This is a genomic window from Pantoea sp. Cr_R13, assembly GCF_029222565.1.
Lineage (GTDB): Bacteria > Pseudomonadota > Gammaproteobacteria > Enterobacterales > Enterobacteriaceae > Pantoea > Pantoea eucalypti.
Map to the genome: position 1 here is coordinate 77,518 of NZ_JARHXL010000012.1, position 21,707 is coordinate 99,224.

At 56.3% G+C, this 21,707-nt stretch carries 13 protein-coding genes; 2 read left to right on the forward strand and 11 right to left on the reverse strand.

Annotation, left to right across the window (positions count from 1 at the left end; translation table 11 throughout):
* The first annotated feature begins 145 nt into the window (after window positions 1-145).
* Window positions 146-1,078: a sugar kinase gene (locus P2R09_RS07710; protein WP_275768564.1), complete on the forward strand. Its 933-nt coding sequence runs from the start codon at window positions 146-148 to the stop codon at window positions 1,076-1,078.
* A gap of 87 nt (window positions 1,079-1,165) precedes the next feature.
* Here P2R09_RS07710 and msbA read toward each other — a convergent pair whose 3' ends face one another.
* Window positions 1,166-2,932 carry a lipid A ABC transporter ATP-binding protein/permease MsbA gene (gene msbA, locus P2R09_RS07715; protein WP_275768566.1) on the reverse strand — a complete coding sequence of 589 codons (1,767 nt, stop codon included), beginning with the start codon at window positions 2,930-2,932 and terminating at the stop codon, window positions 1,166-1,168.
* A 473-nt stretch (window positions 2,933-3,405) separates the two neighbouring features.
* Between msbA and P2R09_RS07720 the strand changes: the two genes are divergently transcribed.
* A complete protein-coding gene (locus P2R09_RS07720) occupies window positions 3,406-4,278 on the forward strand; it encodes an alpha/beta hydrolase (protein WP_003851978.1) in 873 nt (290 codons plus the stop codon).
* Between the two features lie 2 nt (window positions 4,279-4,280).
* Here P2R09_RS07720 and P2R09_RS07725 read toward each other — a convergent pair whose 3' ends face one another.
* The 10 genes from P2R09_RS07725 to bcsO all read right to left on the reverse strand — a co-directional run bounded on the left by P2R09_RS07725 (window position 4,281) and on the right by bcsO (window position 21,495).
* Window positions 4,281-5,771: a pitrilysin family protein gene (locus tag P2R09_RS07725; RefSeq protein ID WP_187513408.1), complete on the reverse strand. Its 1,491-nt coding sequence runs from the start codon at window positions 5,769-5,771 to the stop codon at window positions 4,281-4,283.
* 246 nt (window positions 5,772-6,017) lie between these two features.
* Window positions 6,018-7,307 (reverse strand): dicarboxylate/amino acid:cation symporter, encoded by a 1,290-nt coding sequence (locus tag P2R09_RS07730; RefSeq protein WP_090966440.1) that lies wholly within the window; start codon window positions 7,305-7,307, stop codon window positions 6,018-6,020.
* Between the two features lie 225 nt (window positions 7,308-7,532).
* Entirely contained in the window at window positions 7,533-9,539 is a 2,007-nt protein-coding gene (gene hmsP / locus P2R09_RS07735; protein WP_078805047.1) for a biofilm formation regulator HmsP, read from the reverse strand.
* Window positions 9,540-9,758: 219 nt separating this feature from the next.
* A complete protein-coding gene (locus P2R09_RS07740; protein ID WP_275768572.1) occupies window positions 9,759-10,766 on the reverse strand; it encodes a glycosyl hydrolase family 8 in 1,008 nt (335 codons plus the stop codon).
* An 8-nt stretch (window positions 10,767-10,774) separates the two neighbouring features.
* Complete coding sequence (bcsD, locus tag P2R09_RS07745; protein ID WP_275768574.1) at window positions 10,775-11,218, reverse strand: cellulose biosynthesis protein BcsD; 444 nt, start codon at window positions 11,216-11,218, stop codon at window positions 10,775-10,777.
* Window positions 11,218-15,033 (reverse strand): cellulose biosynthesis protein BcsC, encoded by a 3,816-nt coding sequence (locus P2R09_RS07750; RefSeq protein ID WP_275768576.1) that lies wholly within the window; start codon window positions 15,031-15,033, stop codon window positions 11,218-11,220. The genes bcsD and P2R09_RS07750 overlap by 1 nt, the downstream gene beginning before the upstream one ends.
* Before the next feature lie 11 nt (window positions 15,034-15,044).
* Window positions 15,045-17,963: a cellulose biosynthesis cyclic di-GMP-binding regulatory protein BcsB gene (gene bcsB, locus P2R09_RS07755; RefSeq protein WP_275768578.1), complete on the reverse strand. Its 2,919-nt coding sequence runs from the start codon at window positions 17,961-17,963 to the stop codon at window positions 15,045-15,047.
* Complete coding sequence (bcsA, locus tag P2R09_RS07760) at window positions 17,960-20,071, reverse strand: UDP-forming cellulose synthase catalytic subunit (protein ID WP_275768580.1); 2,112 nt, start codon at window positions 20,069-20,071, stop codon at window positions 17,960-17,962. Before bcsA ends, bcsB begins: the two co-directional genes overlap by 4 nt.
* 48 nt (window positions 20,072-20,119) lie before the next feature.
* Window positions 20,120-20,923 (reverse strand): cellulose biosynthesis protein BcsQ, encoded by an 804-nt coding sequence (gene bcsQ, locus P2R09_RS07765; protein WP_275768582.1) that lies wholly within the window; start codon window positions 20,921-20,923, stop codon window positions 20,120-20,122.
* A complete protein-coding gene (gene bcsO / locus P2R09_RS07770) occupies window positions 20,914-21,495 on the reverse strand; it encodes a cellulose biosynthesis protein BcsO (protein ID WP_275768584.1) in 582 nt (193 codons plus the stop codon). The genes bcsQ and bcsO overlap by 10 nt, the downstream gene beginning before the upstream one ends.
* Between the last annotated feature and the right edge of the window lie 212 nt (window positions 21,496-21,707).

The window sequence follows — 21,707 nt, forward strand, 5'->3', positions numbered from 1 at the left end:
AAACAAGCCGACGTTAGCCGCGTTTATCGGCCAGATCGAGGCTGTTTCATGCCTTAAGTTAAATTAAAACGGCGTTTTAAAATCATTTGACGTCTGCCATACCAGACGCGAGACTAGGACGATATTTCACTACAGGTCTGAAACCATGACGCACAAGAAAATCGCCATTATTGGCGAATGCATGATTGAGCTGTCCGAAAAGGGTGAGAACATCAAACGGGGCTTTGGCGGCGATACGCTTAATACGGCAGTTTATCTCGCCCGCCAGGTTGATGAGCAGCAGTTGCGGGTCGATTATGTCACTGCGCTGGGAACGGATTCGTTCAGCGATCAGATGATCGCCGCCTGGCAGCAGGAGAAGGTGAATACGGACCTGATCCAGCGCCTCGATAATAAGATGCCGGGCCTGTATATGATTGAAACGGATGCCGATGGCGAGCGTACTTTCTGGTACTGGCGAAGCGATGCTGCGGCGCGTTACTGGCTTGATAGCCCGCAATCTGAGGAGATAGCCGGGCAATTGTCGCACTACGATTATCTCTATCTCAGCGGCATCAGTCTGGCTATTCTGCCGCCGTCCAGCCGCGAGAAGCTAATGACGCTACTGGCCCGTTGCCGGGCAAATGGCGGCAAGGTGATTTTTGATAATAACTACCGCCCGCGTTTATGGGCCGATCGCGCCAGTGCGCAGGCTGCGTATCGCGCCATGCTGAATTGTACCGATATCGCCTTCCTGACACTGGATGATGAGCATCTGCTGTGGGGCGAAGCGCCTCTGGAAGAGGTTATCGCGCGAACCCGTCAGGCGGGCGCCAGCGAAATCGTGATTAAGCGCGGTGCAGACTCCTGTCTGGTGGTCACCGGCGATGCGCCGCTGATTGATGTGCCTGCGGTGCGTCTGGCGAAAGAGAAGGTGATCGATACGACTGCTGCCGGTGATTCATTCAGTGCCGGGTATCTGGCGCGCCGTCTGACCGGTGCTTCTGCGGAGGAAGCCGCGCAGCGTGGGCATCTGACCGCCAGTACCGTGATTCAGCATCGCGGCGCGATAATTCCGGCAGAGGCGATGCCTGAATGATGCTGTAGCCGTTAGCGTCGTGAAGAAATAGAGATGACGAAAAATGCGCCCGGAGGCGCATTTTTTAGCGTCTGGCATTCACACCTCTTACGCACACAGCGGCTGGCTGAACTGCATCTTATAGAGCCGTGTATACGCGCCGTTCTTCTGCAGGAGCTGCTGATGCGAGCCGCGCTCCACAATCCTCCCCTCTTCTACCAGCAGAATTTCATCTGCCTTTTCGATGGTCGAAAGCCGGTGCGCGATGATCAGCGTGGTTCGGTTCTGCTGCAGCGTCTCCAGCGCAGACTGAATCGCGCGTTCAGATTCGGTATCCAGCGCCGAGGTCGCCTCGTCGAGGATCAGAATCGGACTGTCGCGCAGCAGGGCGCGGGCAATCGCGATGCGCTGGCGCTGTCCACCCGACAACAGCACCCCGTTCTCCCCGACCACTGTATCCAGTCCGTTATCCATTTTACTAATGAATTCCATAGCATGGGCCATCTGTGCCGCCTTTTCGATTGCTTCACGGCTGAAGACGTCGGTACGGGCATAAGCGATGTTGTTGGCGACCGTGTCGTTGAACAGGTGAACGTGCTGAGAGACCAGTGCCACCTGCTCACGCAGCGAGGCCAGGGTGTAGTCACGCAACGCATGACCATCCAGCAAAATCTCTCCGCTGTCGATGTCGTAAAAGCGTGTCAGCAGGCTGGCGAGAGTCGATTTACCCGAACCGGAACGGCCCACCAGCGCCACAGTTTTACCGGCGGGAATGGTCAGATTAATATGCTGCAGTGCGGGCGTTTCCGACCCCGGATAGGTGAAAGTGACATCGCGAAATTCTATATTGCCGGTCGCGCGTTCAACCACGTATGTTCCCTCATCTTTCTCCTGTTCAGTATCCAGGATGGCAAACAGTGTCTGACAGGCGGCCATACCGCGCTGGAACTGGGCGTTAACGTTAGTCAGCGACTTTAACGGACGCATCAGCATCAGCATGGCGGAAAACACCGCACTGATAGAACCCGCCGTCAGTGTGGCCATCACAGAGAGAAAACTCGCCGCATAGAGCACAAAGGCGAGCGCAGAGGAGGCGAGCAGCTGAATAATCGGATCGGAGAGCGAGGTCGCTGAGACCATTTTCATCCCCTGACGACGCATGTTGTTGCTGACCTGTTCGAAGCGGGCCGTCTCGACCTGCTGGCCGCCGAACATCAGTACCTCTTTATGGCCTTTCAGCATCTGCTCTGCATGAGACGTTACCTGCCCCATAGTGTTCTGCATGTTCTTGCTGATACCGCGAAAGCGCCTGGAGACGATGCGAATCGCCAGCGACACAATGGGAGCCAGCACCAGCAGGATCAGGGAAAGCTGCCAGCTGTAGTAGAACATCATCACAAACAGGCCAAGAATAGAGGCTCCCTCACGGACCACCGTCACCAGCGAACCGGACGAAGAGGAGGCGACTTGTTCGCAGTCGTAGCTGATACGGGAGAGCAACGTGCCGGTTGATTGCTGATCAAAAAAAGCCACCGACATGCCCATCATATGGCTGAACAGTCGACAACGCAGGGCCATGACCACTTTGCCTGACACCCAGGAGATACAGTAACTGGAGATATAGCCGCTCACACCGCGGACCAGGATCAGACCGATAATCACCAGCGGCATCCAGATCAGAACGCCGTGGTTATTCCTGCCAATCACATCGTCAAGCAGCGTCTTCAGCAACGTCAGCATCAATGGATCGATTGCAGCGTTGACGATCAGGGCGACACCCGCAACCACCAGCCCCAGTCTGAAGGGAGAAATCGTCGGCCACAAACGAGAGAAGGTTTGCCGGGTAGAGAGATCGTTATCAAACATGGAATGCATCTTACCGTTGTGAATGAACGGCTGATGTTATGTTAAACCTCATCAACCAACAGGAAACTGCCCGACGCTGAACACTCCCAAATGAGACTGGCACTTAAGCTCCTGCAGCGAAGCGAACGTGATTCTGGCGGTAAAATCATTATGCTGCCTGAACAGCGCACAGCGTGATATCCGGTAAATTTCGGCTAACAAAGCGAGCCATGCCAGCCATTTACCTTAAGCTGCAAATTCGTGGTTAATAACGGACTTCCAGCGGCATACCTCTTCAATCCGCCTTATAATTTATTGATTAAAATTAATCATTTATACAAATAGATCCACCACCAGGCATAGTCCGAATCTGGTCAGATTTGCCCTTTTCGGATGGACGACTGCCTGAAAAAAGACCATCTTTTAATCAAAAGACAGCAGGACGCTGTTCTCTCCGGCCGCGAACAAAACAATTAAAATATTCCCCGCATCAGGATCTATTTATGCACACAGAAATTATTAATATCTGGCCACACGGTGATGCGCCAGGCGCCAGCGATTCGCGCGCAGAGCCGCAGATCGTCGATATGGCAAAAGAGTATGAGCCTTACGATCGCGCAGCGACCGGCGTACGTTGCCCGGAGATGGCGATCTGGCATCCGGTCGAATCAAACGGGATTACCCTGCTGGTTGCACCGGGTGGTGGTTATCAGCGTGTGATGATCGATCGTGAAGGCAGCGCCCTGGCCACCTTCTTTACATCGATGGGTTACACCCTGGCGGTCATGACCTATCGCCTGCCCTATGATGGACATCATGAAGGTCCCGACGCGCCATTGGCCGATGCGCAGCGTGCAGTTCGCGTCCTGCGTGAACGGGCACAGCGTGGCCTGAACGGTAAATACATTGTGATGATGGGCTTTTCGGCGGGCGGCCACGTGGCAGCCAGTCTGGGAACGCGTTTCGCAGAGAAACTCTATCCGGTGCAGGATGGCGCAGAAAACTTCTCGCCGCGTCCGGATGCGATGGTGCTGGTTTATCCGCTGATCAGCATGCGTGATGGCATTGCCCATGAGGGTGCCAGAACCCGCCTGCTGGGTGCGTGGCCGGATCAGAAAACCATTGAAGCCTATTCAATGGAAACCCGTGTTCATCCGCTGGTGCCGCCGACACTGTTGATCCACGCCGCCGACGATGATGATGTTTCGGTGAATCACAGCATGGCGTTTTTTGGCGCGCTGCGTGAGCATAAGGTGCCGGCAGAGGTGCATTTCTATCAGAAAGGCGGGCACGGATTTGGTATCCGTGGCGTGGCAGATTTGCCCCTCGCCAGCTGGCCGATGTTAGTGACCGAGTGGCTCAGGGCAAAAACCTGACGTTAAGCGGCGGGCGGAACGTCTTTGACGTTGCTATCCGGCGGGCTGGCTTCATTGCTGGTCGCCGGTGCCGCTGCCGGTGACATCACTTTGTCCCAGCTCTCCTGCAGGCTCTTCACGTTGGTTTCCGCTTCGCCTTCCGGCTGAATCAGAACCATCATCAGTTCCTGCGTCAGCTGCTGGCGCAGCTCCTGGTTCAACTGTTCACGGGTCAGGCCGGCCAGGAAAGTCTGACGCAGCTTCTGATACTGCTCAGGTGCAATATCGACCACGGCGTTCTGCTGAGATCGGAGGCGCTGGCTCATCAGCACATCGGTATCGGTGCGGGCATAGGTGGTAAAGAGCTTATTCAGCTCCAGCAGCTTCTGCGCCATCAGCGCATCAAACTCCTCCTGCGGAATGCCTTTATCACGCACGTTCGCCAGCTCGCGCGCCACCAGATTCATATTCTGCGCCAGGTTGTCGTTGCGCCCGTCCATGTTGATCGAGCACTGCGCACGCTGATAGAGCACGCGGCAATCAAATCCCACCTGGATGCCCTGCGCCTTGCTGTCGCTGAGCGCACGCTGGACATGCCAGAACAGCGCTTCACGGGCCAGGTCGCCCTGCCAGTAACGTTGCAGATTCTGGGAGTCCCGAATCGGTTGCCACGGCGTATCCCACACCAGTGAGAGACGATCCTGCGTCATGTTGCTGCTCACCAGATTCACCGGCTCGTGCGGCAGCGGCGACAGGGTGGGCAGAGGTGCAGGCGTTTCACGTTTTCCGGTTAGCGCCGAGAAGGTTTTGTTGATCTGCTCAGAAAGATTCCGGCTATCAACATTGCCAACAACGTAGAGCGTCATCGCATCCGGGGTGTACCACTGATGATAAAAATCGTTGAGCTGGGTTAAATCGACAGGTGCGCGCGGTTGCGCGGCGGGATCGTGCGCCAGCAGCGCAGAGCCTTTCAGGCGGTAGCGCCACCAGACATCCTGCGAATCTTTCGGCCAGGTCGCCACCGGATCGGAGGCGGCCAGCGCAGTGTTGACCACCTGTTCGGTGATAGCCATATTGCCCGCCGTGGCCGCCAGCCAGTTCAGTGCTTCTTTCAGCAGTTCGGGACGGTTATTCGGCAGACTCAGATTATATTGGGTGGAGTCATAGGAGGTAATGACAGGCGGCAGCGGACGCTGTGGATCCATCGCCTGTTGCCATAGCGCGCGTTGCTGGTTGTTATCAAGCGCGGTGTTATGCACCATCGCCAGGCGCGACAGCAGATGACTGAAGCCCGTCTGTTGCGCACTCTCTACCAGCGAACCGGTATTCACCACCAGCCGCAATTCAATGCGGTCGCTGGGGCGTTGCGGTGTGGCCAGTAACTGCCAGTTAAATCCATTATCCAGCTTGCCTTCCTGCCAGGCCGGATCCGGTTGCAGCGTTTCTGCCTGGAGACCAAAGCTGCTTGCCAGCACTAATCCACCAACCAAAAGCCGAATTCTGGTGCCCTGCATGTGAACCCCTACTCAAATAATTCAAATATTGTTATCACTGGCGCATATTGCCGCTGTTATTAACGAATCGGCTGGCGCCGAATCGCGCTGTTATCCAACAACAAAGTGTTTGACCACAGGAAGCTCAGGATGTCGCGTAACGAAGTGAAAAACGTCAAAAAAAACAAGTGGGGTTTATTATGCAAATGCCCGCTGTCAGGGCAAGCGACAGCGGGCATTTGTGGGGATTTAAGTTAAATTCAATGATTAAATTGAAGATTCAGACGCTTTATTCTCTTTATTACGGCCTGCCAGCGTATCGGTCAGCTGTTTATGATCCAGCTGGTCGACCCATTTCGCCACCACCACGGTCGCTACACCGTTACCAATCAGGTTAGTCAGCGCACGGGCTTCGGACATAAAGCGGTCAATACCGAGAATCAGCGCCAGACCCGCCACCGGCAGATGGCCCACCGCAGAGAGCGTCGCCGCCAGCACGATGAATCCACTTCCGGTTACCCCCGCCGCACCTTTGGAAGAGAGCAGCAGCACCACCAGCAGCGTAATCTGATGGAAGATATCCATGTGCGCATTGGTCGCCTGAGCAATAAATACCGCCGCCATGGTCAGGTAAATCGAGGTGCCGTCCAGGTTAAAGGAATAGCCGGTGGGAATCACCAGCCCGACCACCGATTTCTTGCAGCCCAGCTTCTCCATCTTATCCAGCATGCGCGGCAGCGCAGATTCGGAAGAGGAAGTCCCCAGCACAATCAGCAGCTCTTCTTTTATGTAGGCGATAAACTTGAAGATGCTGAACCCGGCAAACAGACGCGCAATCAGCCCCAGCACAATCACCACAAACAGAATACAGGTGATATAGAAACAGATAATCAGCTGGCCGAGTTGCACCAGTGAACCCACGCCATATTTACCGATGGTGAACGCCATTGCGCCAAATGCCCCTATCGGTGCCAGACGCATGATCATATTGATAATGCCGAAAATCACTTTTGAGAAATTTTCAATCACGTTGAAAATCAGCGTGCCGGTGTTACCCAGACGATGCAGGGCAAAACCAAACAGAATGGCAAACAGCAGTACCTGCAGAATGTTGCCGCTGGCAAAGGCGCCAATCACGCTGTTGGGGATAATATCCAGCAGGAAAGCGACGACACCCTGTTGCTCTGCCTGCTGCGCGTACATCGCCACAGCTTTGGCATCCAGCGTGGCAGGATCAACGTTCATCCCGGCACCTGGCTGCACCACGTTCACCACGATCAGGCCGATAAGCAGCGCGATGGTGCTGACAATTTCAAAATAGAGCAGCGCAACCGCGCCGGTCCGTCCTACCGCTTTCATGCTTTCCATGCCAGCGATGCCGGTCACCACGGTACAGAAAATGACCGGGGCGATAATCATCTTGATTAACTTAACAAAGGCATCTCCCAGCGGCTTCATCTGGGTCCCTAACTCCGGGTAAAAATGGCCTAACAAAACGCCGATGCCAATCGCCATCAGCACCTGGAAATAAAGGCTTTTAAAAAGTGAGGTTTTCATAAACAGGTGTCCACTAACGCCGTGAGGTGATGTTGTCGGATTCGTTATTGTGACTGTCAGGCAACAGAGGTAGCGCCTGACAGTAACCCGAAAATAACACTCTGTTTACGTGATTAATACAGGGTGACAAACGCCCAGGAAACCCTGGGATCGTAATTCTGAACTGAAACGCTTCAGCAAGGGGTTTTGTAACTAAAATTCTCGCAAAATCAATGAATCAGGCAATTATTGCGGCAGTGAGGAGTTTTCAATCCACGCCTGATTAAATCGGGTCAGAGGCAGGGCTTCAGCGTAGAGATAGCCCTGGCCGATAGCGATACCGCGTGCCAGTAGCCAGTCGCGCTGCTCGGCTGTTTCCACGCCTTCGGCAATCACTTCAAGGTGGATAATCTCGGCGATAGCCGCGACGATACGGACCATTGTGTCGTCATGCGGTAGCGCCGCCACGAAGCTGCGATCCATCTTCAGCTTGTTTACCGGCAATGCTTTCAGCTGATGCAGATAATTCAGGTTGGAGTAGCCCATGCCAAAATCATCCAGGGCCACGGCGACGCCGGTCTGCTGCAACAGGCGCAGCATCGACATCGCCTGTTCTGCATCGTCAAGCTGAGCGGTCTCTGTCACTTCCAGCACCAGCGTGTCGGGTGCGATGCGGTGGCGCGTCAGCAGGGCTTGCAGATGAGAGACCACGCCGGTGTCCCGCAGTTGCACAGCGGAAATATTCACACTCAGCGGCAGCATAATGCCCTGGCGCTGCCAGCCAGCCAGAATGCGGCACGCCTCTTCAAATACCCAGCGACCTATCGCGCTAATCACGCCAATCTCTTCGGCGCTGGCAATAAATTCTTCGGTAAGACCATAACTGCCGTCTGGCTGGCGCATGCGCAACAGGGCTTCGGCGCCGGTTAACGCGCCGGTCCGCATATCGACCTGCGGTTGCAGGTAAAGCGCGAACTGATCATCGTGCAGACCCTGCAGGATGTCATGCTCCTGAGTCAGGCGCTTCTGCGCGCGCTCGGTCAGTGCGGCGTCAAAGAACAGGATCTGATTTTTGCCCTGATGACGGGCCGACATCATCGCCGACGTCGCGCGGTCAAGCAGCTCATTCGCGCTCAGCGGCTGATCCTCACGCAGCGCCAGACCGATGCTGAGATTAGGGCGCAGCTGCAGCTGATGCAGATTAACCGGCTGATTCAGGCGAATCATCAGGTTGCGCGCCAGACGCAGTGCGCGGAATGGATTACTGGCGCGCTTCATTAACAGAACAAAATCGCTGGTCCCGGTCTGCGCCAGCAAAGTATGGTCGTCCAGGGTATTACGGATCTTCTCCACCAGCGTCAGCATCAGTGTATCGCGCTGCTCATCGCTGAGTACGCCGTTAGCTTCCTGGAGGGTTTCAATGCGGATGACCATCAGACCCAGTGACTGTTCAGGCATGCGCATGCACTGATCGACCAGCGCCAGAAACAGGGTACGGTTCGGCAAATCGGTAACGGGAAAATGGGTAGTCAGCCGGCTCATCTCATCATGGATCGACTCCAGCACCTGCTGATTGCGGTTGTAGCTACGGACCAGCATACCGATTTCATCATCGCGGTGGCTCTGCGGTAGCGACAGCTTGTGCGTCAGAATCGACTGGGGCGGCAGCTCCTGCAGTTCGCGAGAGAGATTGCGCAGCGGATGCACCACCAGCCGGTTAATGCACCAGCTGATCGCCACGGAAAGAATCAGCGCCAGCAACAGATAGGTGATAATCATGGTCGAGAGCGTGCTGAGGATAAACTGGTAAACGCGCGTCGAGTTAGCCTGCAACACCAGATAGGCCAGCGGCTTCGGCATCCCGGTATTTTCGACTGAATAGAGCGGCAGGGTAATCTGCACCGGTAGCTCAAACAGGCGGGCGACCAGACGCGGCACCGGTTTTTCCACCTCGAAGTCTGCATGCAGTGCCTGGAACGCATTCGGCAGCACCACATCGGCGCGCGATAAAATACCGGCTGGTTTCAGGGAGTGAAGAATACGTTCGGCCTGAGGAATATCGGCGCGCAGCACCGCTTCCGACAGCGGCTGACGGACAGTATGCGCGATATTCTCCATCTGCTGGGCGTAGTCAATCCTGCGCTGCTGCACAAAATGAAACAGTTGGATGACGATAAAGATACTGATGGTGATAACCGCAACCAGCGAAACTGTCGCCATCTGCTTTATCGTAAGTGACCGGCTTACGCGCAAAAATTCTCTCCTGACGATGAAAAAAGCCCAGATAGCAGACAGTACAATGCCCGCCAGTATATCCCATAAACTGACTTTTTTACCGTCTGAAAAGTCCGGCTTTTTCCCGGTCAGGATTATTTAAAATCTGCGTGAGGGCTTAGCACCTGTGGCGGCCTGGCTGGATCCCCTCTCCGGCTTCCGGCAGAACAGCGACAAGCGTCGCCATTCTGCCCGTTATCAGCGCTTCTCCTGAAACGCCTGCCAGGTCAACAGTTGCAGGCTGGCAGAAAAGTAGTTCTGATCCGCAGCCAGCTTATCGCTCAGATGGCCGGTCTCATTCAGCGTGAGGTCGCGCACCGCCAGCAGACCGCCCTCAAGATGATAAGGTGCAGGTGCATTCGCCAGCACATCGAACCAGGCGGGAGTCAGCATACGGCTGTAACCCTGCCAGACGCGCTGAAACGGCACCAGCGCCAGACTATGCGGGTCATACCACCAGATGTTCAGCGGCACGCGAATCGCGTCGTAACTGAAGCGGTTTGAGTAACCGACAGCCGGGGCAACCGAACCGTCGGCATTCAGCGCAACCCAGTCCAGCGGCAGACCGGTTTTGCCAAATCTCAGCTTACCCAGCAGCGCAAAACCATCGTTAATCAACTTATCCCAGACCTGCAGATGACTGCGCTCGCCAAACTCACGCCACGCCTGAAACAGGAAATAGGAAGGGTTAAGCACAACATAGCTGGTTTTATTGAAACCCTGCGCGCCCGGCAGCAGGACGGTATAGCCGCCAAAGTTCGTGACATCCAGCTTGATGATCGCGCGCTGAATACGGTCAGACGCCTGCTGGTAGCTCTCCACCTGCCATTTCTGAGCGGCACGCTGGAGCGCCCAGGCCAGCAGCACATCACCATCCGAGGCGTTGTTCTTATCAGCAACCGGATTGTCACTGCCTGGCACATAGCGCCAGTAGAAGAGATCGGTCTTTGGATTACCTAACTGGGTGCGTGTCCACTGCCACAACCTGTCAAAAGTGGCGCGATCATTGTTGGCTACCGCCAGCAACATGCCATAACCCTGACCTTCGGTGTGACTGACATTGTTATTGGCGGTATCCGTAATCCGCCCTTCCGCCGTCAGAAAACGACCTTTAAACGTGTCCCAGCCGCTGGCACTCGCCTGCGCGCTGCAGGTCAGCAGTAAAACAGAGCAGATCCAGCCCATCCAGAATGGCTTACGTTTCATTTCCGATCCTATTGATATCGATAGTGCAGCGTGCTGCCATCATTGAGTTCAAGCGTAACCGGCACAATCCTGCTGCCGCCCTGGCCCTGTAACCAGCCTGAAAACAGTCCGGCTATGACGGCGCCAAATACTGCCTGCCAGTCAGCCGGAGAATGGGTATTGTCGCCAGCCGGTAAGGCGTGATACGTCATCAGCAGCGCCGCCTCTTCCGGCTGAAACTGCACAAAGCCCCAGTTAAATCGCGCCAGCTGTAAGTTGGCCTCGCGCTCCAGATCCTGCACGGTGCGTGACGCTGGCAAAGGATAGCGGGTCGCCAGTGATTCCCCCATCTTATAGAGAAAGGCCTCCGCCTCCCGCTGACCCGCGTTGGCCACCATCCCGTCAATCATCACGCTGACCAGGTCAAACCAGCCTGGCTGATGAGGATGTGATACCCCAGAATGTTCACTCATTACTTCTCTCCAAACAGATAACGGACATAGAGCTGCGCGCTGCTTTCGTTATAGTCACCGAACGTGTCATAGCCCAGCTGGCCGCCAATCGTCACATCTTTGTTGAGTTTGTAGTCCGCCCCGGCGTGCAGGTTGTAGCCAATGCCGTTTTTGCTGCCACCAGAATAGTAAGCATCTTTTACACTGCCTCTGGCGGCAAGGGCTTCCAGCTCAGATTGCAGGCTCGCATTTGCAGGGAAGTACGCGCTCTTATCCTGACTGTAGGTCTGATAACCAGCCGCACCGCCAATATTCACGTTGAGATCGTCAAATTTACGTGAGAACTCTATCGGGAATGAGACAGACGCGTAGTTCTGCGGGCTGAAGTAGCCGCCCTGACCGTAACTGAAGTAGCTGAGGTTTTTCGAGAAATCCATCCACGACAGGCTCATGCCCACTTTCAGCTCGCGATCGTCACTGTGGAACGGACGGACATAAGCGCCAGCGGTTGCCTGCAGATTGTTATTGCTGGCGACATTCTCGCCAAGGTAGCTGTACGCACCCGCACCGGCGTAGAAGCCCGCATCGCCATTGTCGTAGCTTAACAGCGCATTGGCACCGTTCTTCGTGACGCGTCCCCAGCGTTTGCCGCTGGTTTTATCTTCTGCGCCGACGTATGAGAGAAGGCTATCAGTAATCGCACGACGCTCACCGGTGAGGATCAGCGTCAGGAAGTCAGTGAGTTTCGGTGACCACTGCACGCCACCGACCAGTGTACTGAGATCCTGGCCCAGTGGCGTGCTGCCAATGTCCACTTTATAACTGTCGCCCTTCAGTGCCAGATTCAGCTCCACGCCAGAGGCGGTTTGCGAATCGGTAACGCCGTTCGGCAGATCATTCACCGTCGCACCGCCTGCGGCGACAACCCGGCCCTGACTCAGTGCATTGGTACCGAAACGACGCCAGGCATCGGCTGCGCCACTACCCGCCGTGAGTGAGACCGGCGTGGCGGTAAAGTCGAGACGTGCCGTTTCAAACGGCACGGTAGAAAAGGTCAGCGGCGCTTTCGCTTCTGTCAGCTTACTGAGGCCCGACTCGCCATCACGCCCCCGCACCTGCACCATGCCCTGACTCCAGGAACCGATTTTCTCCTGAAGCGAATCCATCATGGTATCGACGTCGTGCAGAACCTGTGACTGATGAGAAACGGTTTCGCTGCCCGAGGCCAGATCGCCCTGCGCTGTGACGCCCGTTGCAATGCCCACAGGTGCCGCCTGCCAGGGCAGCACAGTGCCGTAGCTGGACGGCGAACGTCCCACTGGTGAGGTATTACGGTTGATAAACGGATTATCCGCCAGCGCCAGGCCGCCCACGCTCGGCACGCTGCCAGGCTGTGCACCCTGCAGGCCAATCAGCTGCCCGCGTGCTGAGCGCAGATACGCCATCGCCTGCGAATGGTCGCCATTGGCTTCCGCGACTCGCGCCAGCAGCAGCAGGCGATCCGGCGTCTGCGTGGTGGTGTTGAGGCCGCGACTCAGCTCATTAGCGCGTTGTAGATTGTTCTGCGCCAGCGCGACGTTGATGGCCCCGACACGCGCATCCTGCGTCGGTGTATCCTGGGTCATCAGGTAGTCATAGACCACACCCGCATCCCGGTTCATCTTGCCATCCTGGTAAAGACGGGCCATCGCAAACATCAGATCACGGTTCTGCGGATCCTGCTGTAGCGCGCCAATCAGCTTGTCATACGCCGCCGCGTACTGGCGCTGCTGTCGCAGGCGATCCACTTCGTTAATGAGATAGCCGTTGCGAATACCCGCCAGCTGCGTCGGCGTACTGCGCGCCTGCAGTTCCGGGTTACTGAGGAAGCGCTGCGCCTCACTGCCGAGACCCGCCTGATTCAGCACTGCCATCTGCGCAGCATAATCGCCGGCGTTGCCCTGCACGCCGCGCTGCAGGTTAGTCCGCACCACCGAAACCGCGCTGGTGAGATCGCCCGCCTGCGCCAGCTTCTGCGCCAGGTTTCCGGCATCAACCGGATTGGTCGGTGGCGTGACGGCGAGCGCTTTCAGGGTATTGGCAGCCGCCGCCGTCGCGCCCTGCGCCAGATATTGATCGGCCGTGCTCATCTGCAGATTAAAATTCACCCGTTGTGCCAGTTCGCGCATCGGCGCGGTTTTGGTATTAGCGGGAATGCGTGACAGCAAGGCGCTGGCCTGCTGCCAGCCGCCGCTTTCGCTGGCATTAAGCGCACCGGCATACAGCTCGCTGATGCTGGCCCCGTTGCGCATCACCGGTTGCATTACGTTGGCCGCCATCAGCGTATCGCCCTGCTGACGATAAAGCCGCGCTAAATCGAGCCGCAGCCAGCCATCCGAAGGATAGCGCTGAACGCCCTGCTGCAACGTCGCGATGGCCGCGGCGTTGTTGCCAGCTGCAAGCTGACGCTTCGCCTGCTGACGCAACGCATCGGCTTCATTGGCCCGTGGCGTAACGCTCTGACGCACGCTGTCCGGCAGCGCGCCCAGCAGTGTACTGGCCTCGGCATTCCGATTCTGCTGACGCAGAACGTAGAAGAGCCCTTCTTTGGCGCTGCGGTTATTCGCATCGCTTTGCAGAATGCTGCGGTAAATTTGCTCTGCCTGCTGCGGTTGATTGGTGCGGCGCAGCACGTCGGCGCGAAACAGCCTGGCGGCCAGCCCTTTCTCACCGTCAGCCTGCACCAGCGGTTCACTTAAGGTCAGCGCCTGCGCAGTGTCCCCGCTTTTCAGCGCCTGCTGGGCGCTGGCCAGTTGTGCATAAAAGCGCGCATCGTCCGCCTGTTGCTGACGTGAAGCACCCTGATCGCCGCCGAGCTGTGCAGCGCGCTGCAGATAATCTGCCGCTTCCTGATAATGTCCGGCACGCTGGGCCACATAGCCCATACCCGCTAACGCATCAGCATCCTGCGGATTGGCGCCCAGCACTTTTTCAAAACTGGCCTGCGCTCCACCAACGTCACCGCTGTTCAGCGCGCTGAATCCGGCTCCTTTTTCTGCGCCACCGACGTTTTTACGGTAGTAATCGATGACGGCCGAATCCTGCGGATGACGCTGCTGCCAGGTCTGATAGAGCGCTGCATCTGACGGCTGAGGGCCGAGCCACAGCAGTGCCTGACGCAGTGAGCGATCAGCATCCTGATTACCACTCGCCAGCGCGCTCAGCATTTCAATGCCTTCGCGACGGGTCTGTTCCTGATAAGTCAGCGCCTTACCCAGCGCCAGCTTCGCCCCCGTATCCTGCGGATGCTGAGCCGCGAACTGGCGCAGCGCCTCAACCGCCTGCGGCAGCAGCGTCCGGTCACCGGCCATAGTGAGATAATATTCTGCCGCAACGCTGGGTGGCGGCTCATTGCCGCTAAAGGTGTTGCGCCAGGTCTGTAACGCCGCCGGAATATTGCCGCTGCGCGCCTGCTGACGTGCCAGAGCAAGCTGCGCCTGTGGAATGGTCTGCAGCTGGCGTGCACTGTCCAGTTCGCCGAGGTGCGGATCGTTGGGAGAGACCTGACTCAGACGGGCGCGATACTGCGCCGCGGCGGCATTATCGCCGCCCTGCTGTGAATAAAGTGCCAGCAGATAAAGCGCCTGGGTGTTGTTGGGTTCAACCATCAGCACCTTTTGCAGTGAAGCTTTCGCCAGCTCATCATGCGCTTTCTGATGCCAGTAGGAGGCCTGATCGAACAGCGCCTGCAGCGCCGGATTAGTGCTTTCCGCCGCCAGAAGCGGCGATGACAGAGCCAGCGCGCTGCCCAGCAGCAACGCTTTACGGATACCGGCACTCAACAGATTATTTTTCATTATTATTATCCTTACTTCCTGCCGGAATCACGAACTTGCTTTGGGTTCAGACGCCGCCACGCATGACGCTTCAGCATCACCCAGGCCGCACTGCCCACCAGCGCAGAGATCAGCATCGCCGCCAGCGCCAGCAGCACCGAGTGCTGGTTGGCATACCACACCACCATCATGTACCAGGGCATTTCGCCGCTGGGGAACTGCGCCCCGACGCGGAAACTGCGAATACCGTTTTCATCGGTAATAATCGCGGTATCGCCCCGAATTCCGGCGTTAATCTGCGCCGAACTCAAATCGTTATGCAGTCGCAGCAGCTGATCGTCGCTGGTTGCCACCGTCATCACCACCAGCCGATCGCGATTCCACGGCGATCGGTAGCTGAGGAAGCCTCGCCACGCCTCATTGGAGGAGAAATAACGGTCGGCATCCAGCTGCTGAAGACTCCAGTCACCGGTCAGCCAGCCGCGTAATTTTTCCAGCGTACTGGGCTCTTTCACACCAAAGGTGTTGCTTGTGGCGTCATACGGTGATGCTGCCAGCATCGCCTGATTAAAGGCGCTGTTGCCGGTCGTACTGACCGCCAGCAGATCGCTCTGTTGTAAGCGCGCCATGTTGGTGCCGCCGTTGGGCAGACCAAAAAGCACCTGATTCTGCGTCAGTGCCACACCCGTAGCGTTACCGGCACGCGCCGCAAGATCCAGCAAGGTCGACAGTTCGGCATTGCTGGGGGTTTCCGGCAGCAGCAGCGTGGTCTGGCCAAAATCGGCCAGCCGCGAGAACGGGAACGAGGCACCCACAAAATAAGAGAGGTTTGGCAGCATGCTGAAGTGACGGGTATGACTCAGATCGATCCATGAGTCCTCTTCAATCCGGCTCTTAATGTTGTTGTTCAGGAGTACACCGCAGGGCGCATCGGCTCGCGGTTTGATATTGAAGTAGAGCGCAAGCTGGTTGTCGCCATAAATCAGATAGGGTTCGAGATTCAGCTGATACTGCTCCTGACGCGCGTCACCGCCTAAACGATGCCAGACGTTTTCCAGCAGCCCGACTTTATTCACCGTCAGGTTGCGCAGGAACGTACCGTTGAGCATGACATTAAGAAACGAGTTGTCCTCATCAATCCAGCTTTCCGACGGGAAGCGATAGTGCAGATTGACCGGCACCGTTTTTCCATCCCACAGGAACAGGTCAGGTGCGGCGCGGAAGTTAACGCGCAGCGCATCATGCCAGATGCCACTGCTGGTCAGACTCTGATCCTTACGCAGCAGTTCGCTCAGACGTACCGGTCGGTCGGTGTTGATCCAGCGCGGTGCATCGTAAGGCTTACGATTACCAAGGGGCTGAACAGGAACCTGCAGTTGACTCTCATCGGTCGCGAATGGCTGCGTCGTCAACCGGTTCGCTGCCTGGCGCAACTGCTCCTCATTGTTGCCACTCACCAGCAGCAATTTGTAAACCGGGTTGTTGGGATTATCCACCACCTGCAACATCGGGCCGTTACTGGCCGGGAACGTCAGGGTACCGATCCGATCGCCAGGATGACCAAACAGGATACCGTTGTTTTCCGGCAGTTCGCCGCGTACTACCGGGAAGCGGATGCCACGATAATCACTCTGAATACCGAGCCAGGAAGCCACCAGTGCTGCCGCGCTGACCGCATCGGGTGTGAGGTTACTGGCAAAGCCCATTGCGATAGTGGATGCCGTCATCCGCTGAGGATCCAGGAAGGGACGCGGAAAATTGCGCAGACTGGTACCGATATTAAGCTGCTGCCCCTCAAGGTGCAGCGAGGTCTTCGGCAGAATGGTGACCTGGTACTGCTGCGCGCTCTCTTTCTCACACAGCAGTTTGTCCGCATCGTTAATTTTAAAACTCAGGTTGTTGCTCGACACCACCATCGCCGCGGGAACATCCAGCTCATAGTCACTGACGTCGCTGTCAGTGGCACCCAGCGGCAGCGTACCAAGCGGCTGACCATTCAGCATCAGCTGCAGCGACGTATTGCGAGCGGCCAGAGCGGCAGAGAAGCGCAGCGTCAGATTCAGTCGTGCATTTGTAATGACTTCATCGCTGGGCAGGGTAAAAGTGATGCCCGACTGTAACTGGCCGCCGGTCAGCGTAATGCCACGTGACTGGCCCATCTGAGCGACTGAGATCGTGCTGCTGATCGGCTGATTGATAGCCGCCGCAATCGGCGGCTGGGGTTCTGCAACTGGCGCAGTCGTCTGGCCTGGCGCGTAGGGCAGCGCACTGGCAGCCGCTTCCAGCGCGGGATCTGCGTTGCTCAGGCCCTGCGGCAACGGCACCGTGGACAGCGCGCTGCTGTCCTGTGTCACGGAACCGGTGCTGGACACTGACGCGGCGGCCGGCGCGGGGGCAGAAGCTGCGGCCTCACCGGTCGCTGATGACTGAGGCGCTGACGTTGCCTCCGCAACCGGTGCATAAGCGGAGGCCGCTGATACCGGCATAGCATTTGGTGCGGCACTCTGTGGCGCAGAAGCCGGAGCCGATTCTGTGGCCTGGGTAACCGGGGCCGCTGATGGCACTGACTGCGTTGCAGACTCGCCACCACTGACCGGGGCCGTCACCTGGGCTGTACCGGCAGCCGGCGTGGCACTATTATTCATCGGTGCCGCAGACGCGGCATCGCTGGCCAGCGCCTGATTTGTCACTGATGCACTGACCGCTGCATCAGCTGGCTGCGAAGCAGAAACGGCATCAGGCGGTGTCGGCGCTGAACTGTTTACCGGCGCACTGGCTGCTGCATCGGCTGGCTGCGAAGCAGAAACGGCATCAGAAGGCGTCGGGGCCGGACTGTTTACCGGCGCGGCACTGCTGTTATCACCCGCAGCCAGCGTTTCCGCGCCAGCGGGCGTCAGCCATAACGCTGCGGTCAGTGAACTGGCCAGCAAAGTTTGCGTCAGGATCTTCATGCCACGCCATCCTCTTTCGCCGCCGCAGCCACCGGATCGACATTTTTACGTTTATCATGGCGGCCCTTCCAGGTCAGCCAGAACAGCTCAAATACAGTACGGATAATGGTACCCAGAGAAATCAGCGGGTTGTCCTGCTTATACTCGGGCTGAATCCAGGCATCTGCACGCGCCAGCACCACACGAACCAGCTCGCGACGGCGCGACAGCGGCATCGCCTCAAAGCGCAGCCGGATACTCTCATCATCGCCAGAAATCTTACTGACCGGAATGGTGATGGCGCCAGATTTCAGCATGAGATCAATTTCTTCAATCTCATCCGTCTCATGACGTCCATCGGGTGCATCAAGCTGCGCACCCCCCATCGAAAGGTTACTGGTCTGGGTGCGCGATGAAATGCCGCTGGCGTAGTGAATAATCGCCGGGATTTGCACTTCCACACGAATGGTTTTACGCACCTGTTTGGTTTCGCGCGCCACGGCAATCGCCGCCATCAGAATAATCAGGCTGAAAATTGCCCAGCCGACGTTGAGTGCGATGACGTAAGGATCGACGCCAAAGTAGTCATGCATCACGGCACGCACCACACCCGCCACAATACCGATGGTGAGCAGCAGCGCCACAATCACGTGCGGACGCACAATATGGAAATCGAAGAAGCCCTGATCCAGCACGCCGCCTTTATCGGTGACGTTGAACTTCCCATGTTTTGGCGACAGCAGGGTCAGGATGGTCGGGATCACCAGATGGAAGCACATTACCGTCTCATAAATCTCACCCCAGAAGGTGTAACGGAAACGGCCATTCATGCGGGAGTTTACGTAGAGCGACATCACCAGATGCGGCAGCACGTAGGCAAAAATCAGCGACGCCGAGGAATGAATAATATTCAGGTTAAACAGCAGGTAGGCCAGCGGTGCAGTCAGGAAGGCAACGCGTGGCAGACCAAACTGGAAGTGCAGCATGGCGTTGAGATAGCAAAGACGTTGCTGCCACTTCAGGCCACGGCCAAACAGCGGGTTATCGACGCGGAAAATCTGCGTCATGCCGCGTGCCCAGCGGGTACGCTGAATGATATGCAGGCCCAGACGCTCGGTTGCCAGACCGGCAGCCAGCGGAATGGCCAGAAAGGCGGAACCCCAGCCCAGGCGCTGCATTTTCAGGGCGGTATGCGCATCTTCAGTGACAGTTTCAACAGCAAAGCCGCCAATCTCTTCCAGCGCTGAACGACGAATCACCGCACAGGAGCCACAGAAGAAGGTGGCGTTCCAGTTGTCATTACCCTGCTGAACCGGGCCATAAAACAGCGAACCTTCGTTTGGAATGCTGCGCGCGGCACGCAGGTTACGCTCAAAGGGATCGGGAGAATAGAAATAGTGCGGTGTCTGCAGCAGCGCCAGCTTCGGATCTTTCAGGAACGGTCCCACCGTTGCCTGCAGAAAGGTACGGGTCGCCACGTGGTCGCAGTCAAAAATGCAAATCAGCTCACCTTTGGTGATTTTCATCGCATGGTTGAGGTTACCGGCTTTGGCATGTTTGTTGTCATCGCGGGTGATGTACCCTACCCCGACATCCGCCGCAAAGCGCGCAAACTCGCTGCGTTTGCCATCATCGAGTAAATAAACGTTGAGTTTGTCACGCGGGTAGTCGATACATTGTGCTGCCAGTACGGTGTCGCGCACCACATCCAGACTTTCATTATAGGAAGGCACATAAATATCAACCGTCGGCCACAGACTGGTATCGTCTGGCAAAGGTTCAATCGTGCGTTTTAAGGGCCAGGTGGTTTGCAGGAAGCCGAGAATTAAGATAAGCCAGACGTAAAGCTCCGCCAGATATAAGCCAATCCCTAAGATAGCCTCAACTTCAGAATTAAAGTGCAGCGTCTCAGTAGTGCGCCACCAGATATAGCGGCTGGACATCAAGGCAGAGAGAATCACCATCACCACAGTTATTTTGCGGCTCTTGCTGAAACCCAATAAAAACATCATGCCAATGCTGATCAGACCAAAAATATACTGTTTCTGGCTGTCCATTGGCGTAATGATGATCACCGCGGCAACGGGTGCAAGCACCAGCAGCAGCAGGTAAAACCCGATTTTACTCATGATTCACCCTGAGAAGAGCTGTGTTAGTTAGTCGACTGCAGAAGCCGGCTAATAGTGGTTTGTGCGGATGGGAGCCTGAACTTCGCCATTACCCACGGTGATATTTAAAATGCTGCTGACACGTTTCGCGATCAGTTCAATATCAAATGCCGCTGCCGAAGCCGGGCTAAAATCGTAAACAGACTGCTGGGAAGCATTCGCTTCACCTACACTTTCATCGCGGTGAACCACGCCCAGTAAATTCTCGCCCAGACGCTGCTGCATAAACGCGGTGACATCACGATTAATATTCCGGCGGTTGTCGCACTGGTTCAGAATAAAATAGTGACCCTGCTTATTATTGAGCGGTTTACCGGTCATCCGGTTCTCTTCAATCTGCGGTAATAACGACACTGACGCGGTATCCGCTAACATCACCACTAAATGCATATCGGCCAGCGCCGTCATTGCTTTAAGGGCAGGACCGGGACCAGGCGGAAAATCAGCCACAATAACCAGACCGGGATAGTTCAGCACCGTATCCAGACCGCGCTTAATAAAGTGAGGATCTTTCATCAGGTTCTCTTCGAACCGCTCGCGCTGTGTCTCCGTCACGTCGCCATAAGGCAGGACAAAGATATTGCCGCCGGTGGTAAGGATTGACTGGCTCCAGTCCGCCTGCTCTTCTGAGCGCGCCACAAATCCACGGCCATCATGAAGCGGCACACCAAAGTGCAGACGCAATGCATTCTGCACATCAAAATCAATCGCCAGAACTTTGCTACCGGAACGTGCCAGACTCCAGGCCAGATTCGCCGCCAGCGTCGTTTTTCCCACGCCTCCCTTCGGCGAGCACACACAAACTAACGGCATAACGCAATCTTCTCCAGTAACGGTTTGAGTAAGGTTTCTTTCGGCAAAGTCACATCGCGCGAGCGGAACAGCGGGCCAAACCGTCCCGGCTCAGCATCGGGTGCAGCGGGCGTGACAACAGGCTGACGCGCCGCCGCCGTAGCATTACGGGCTGGCTCAGCACGCGATACAGCTGCAGGCTCAGCCACTTTTACTGGCGGCGGTGGCGGAAACAGTGACGAAGGGCCACGTTCAGTCATACTGGCTGCTGGCAGGTTGCTGCCTGTCAGACTATCGAGAATCGAACTGTGAACGGTCATTGTCGGTTGAGCACTTAGCATGGCTGGTCGTGCCGGTGCCTCAGGCGGAGGAGCAGTGAACTCATCACCGCGCAGCGGCTGAGGCTGAGGCAGGTCGATACGCTGACCGCTACCCAATGGTGTCTGCTGTTCTTCTTTCGCCAGCTGACGAATCAATGCCCATTTACTGTGTTCCGCCGCTTCCTGCGTCTGGCCAGACATATCTTTAAAGTCGATGTCGAGCGTTTGCGTTTTCTCTTTAAAACGCTGCAAATCATCGTAATTATTCTTCATTGACCGTGGCCTGCAACAAGGTGGGAATTTTCCTGGAATATAACACATCCCTTGAATGCCAGTCAGAAAAACCTGATTACAAAAAGAGCAAATTCAATAAAATAGTTTAATCATAAAGATTAAACCCTGCCGACTAAAAGCCATTCTCAGCGCATAACCCCTGATAATTAATAAGTTAAATTTAAGTTAAATTGTTTGGCTTTTTTTTAAAA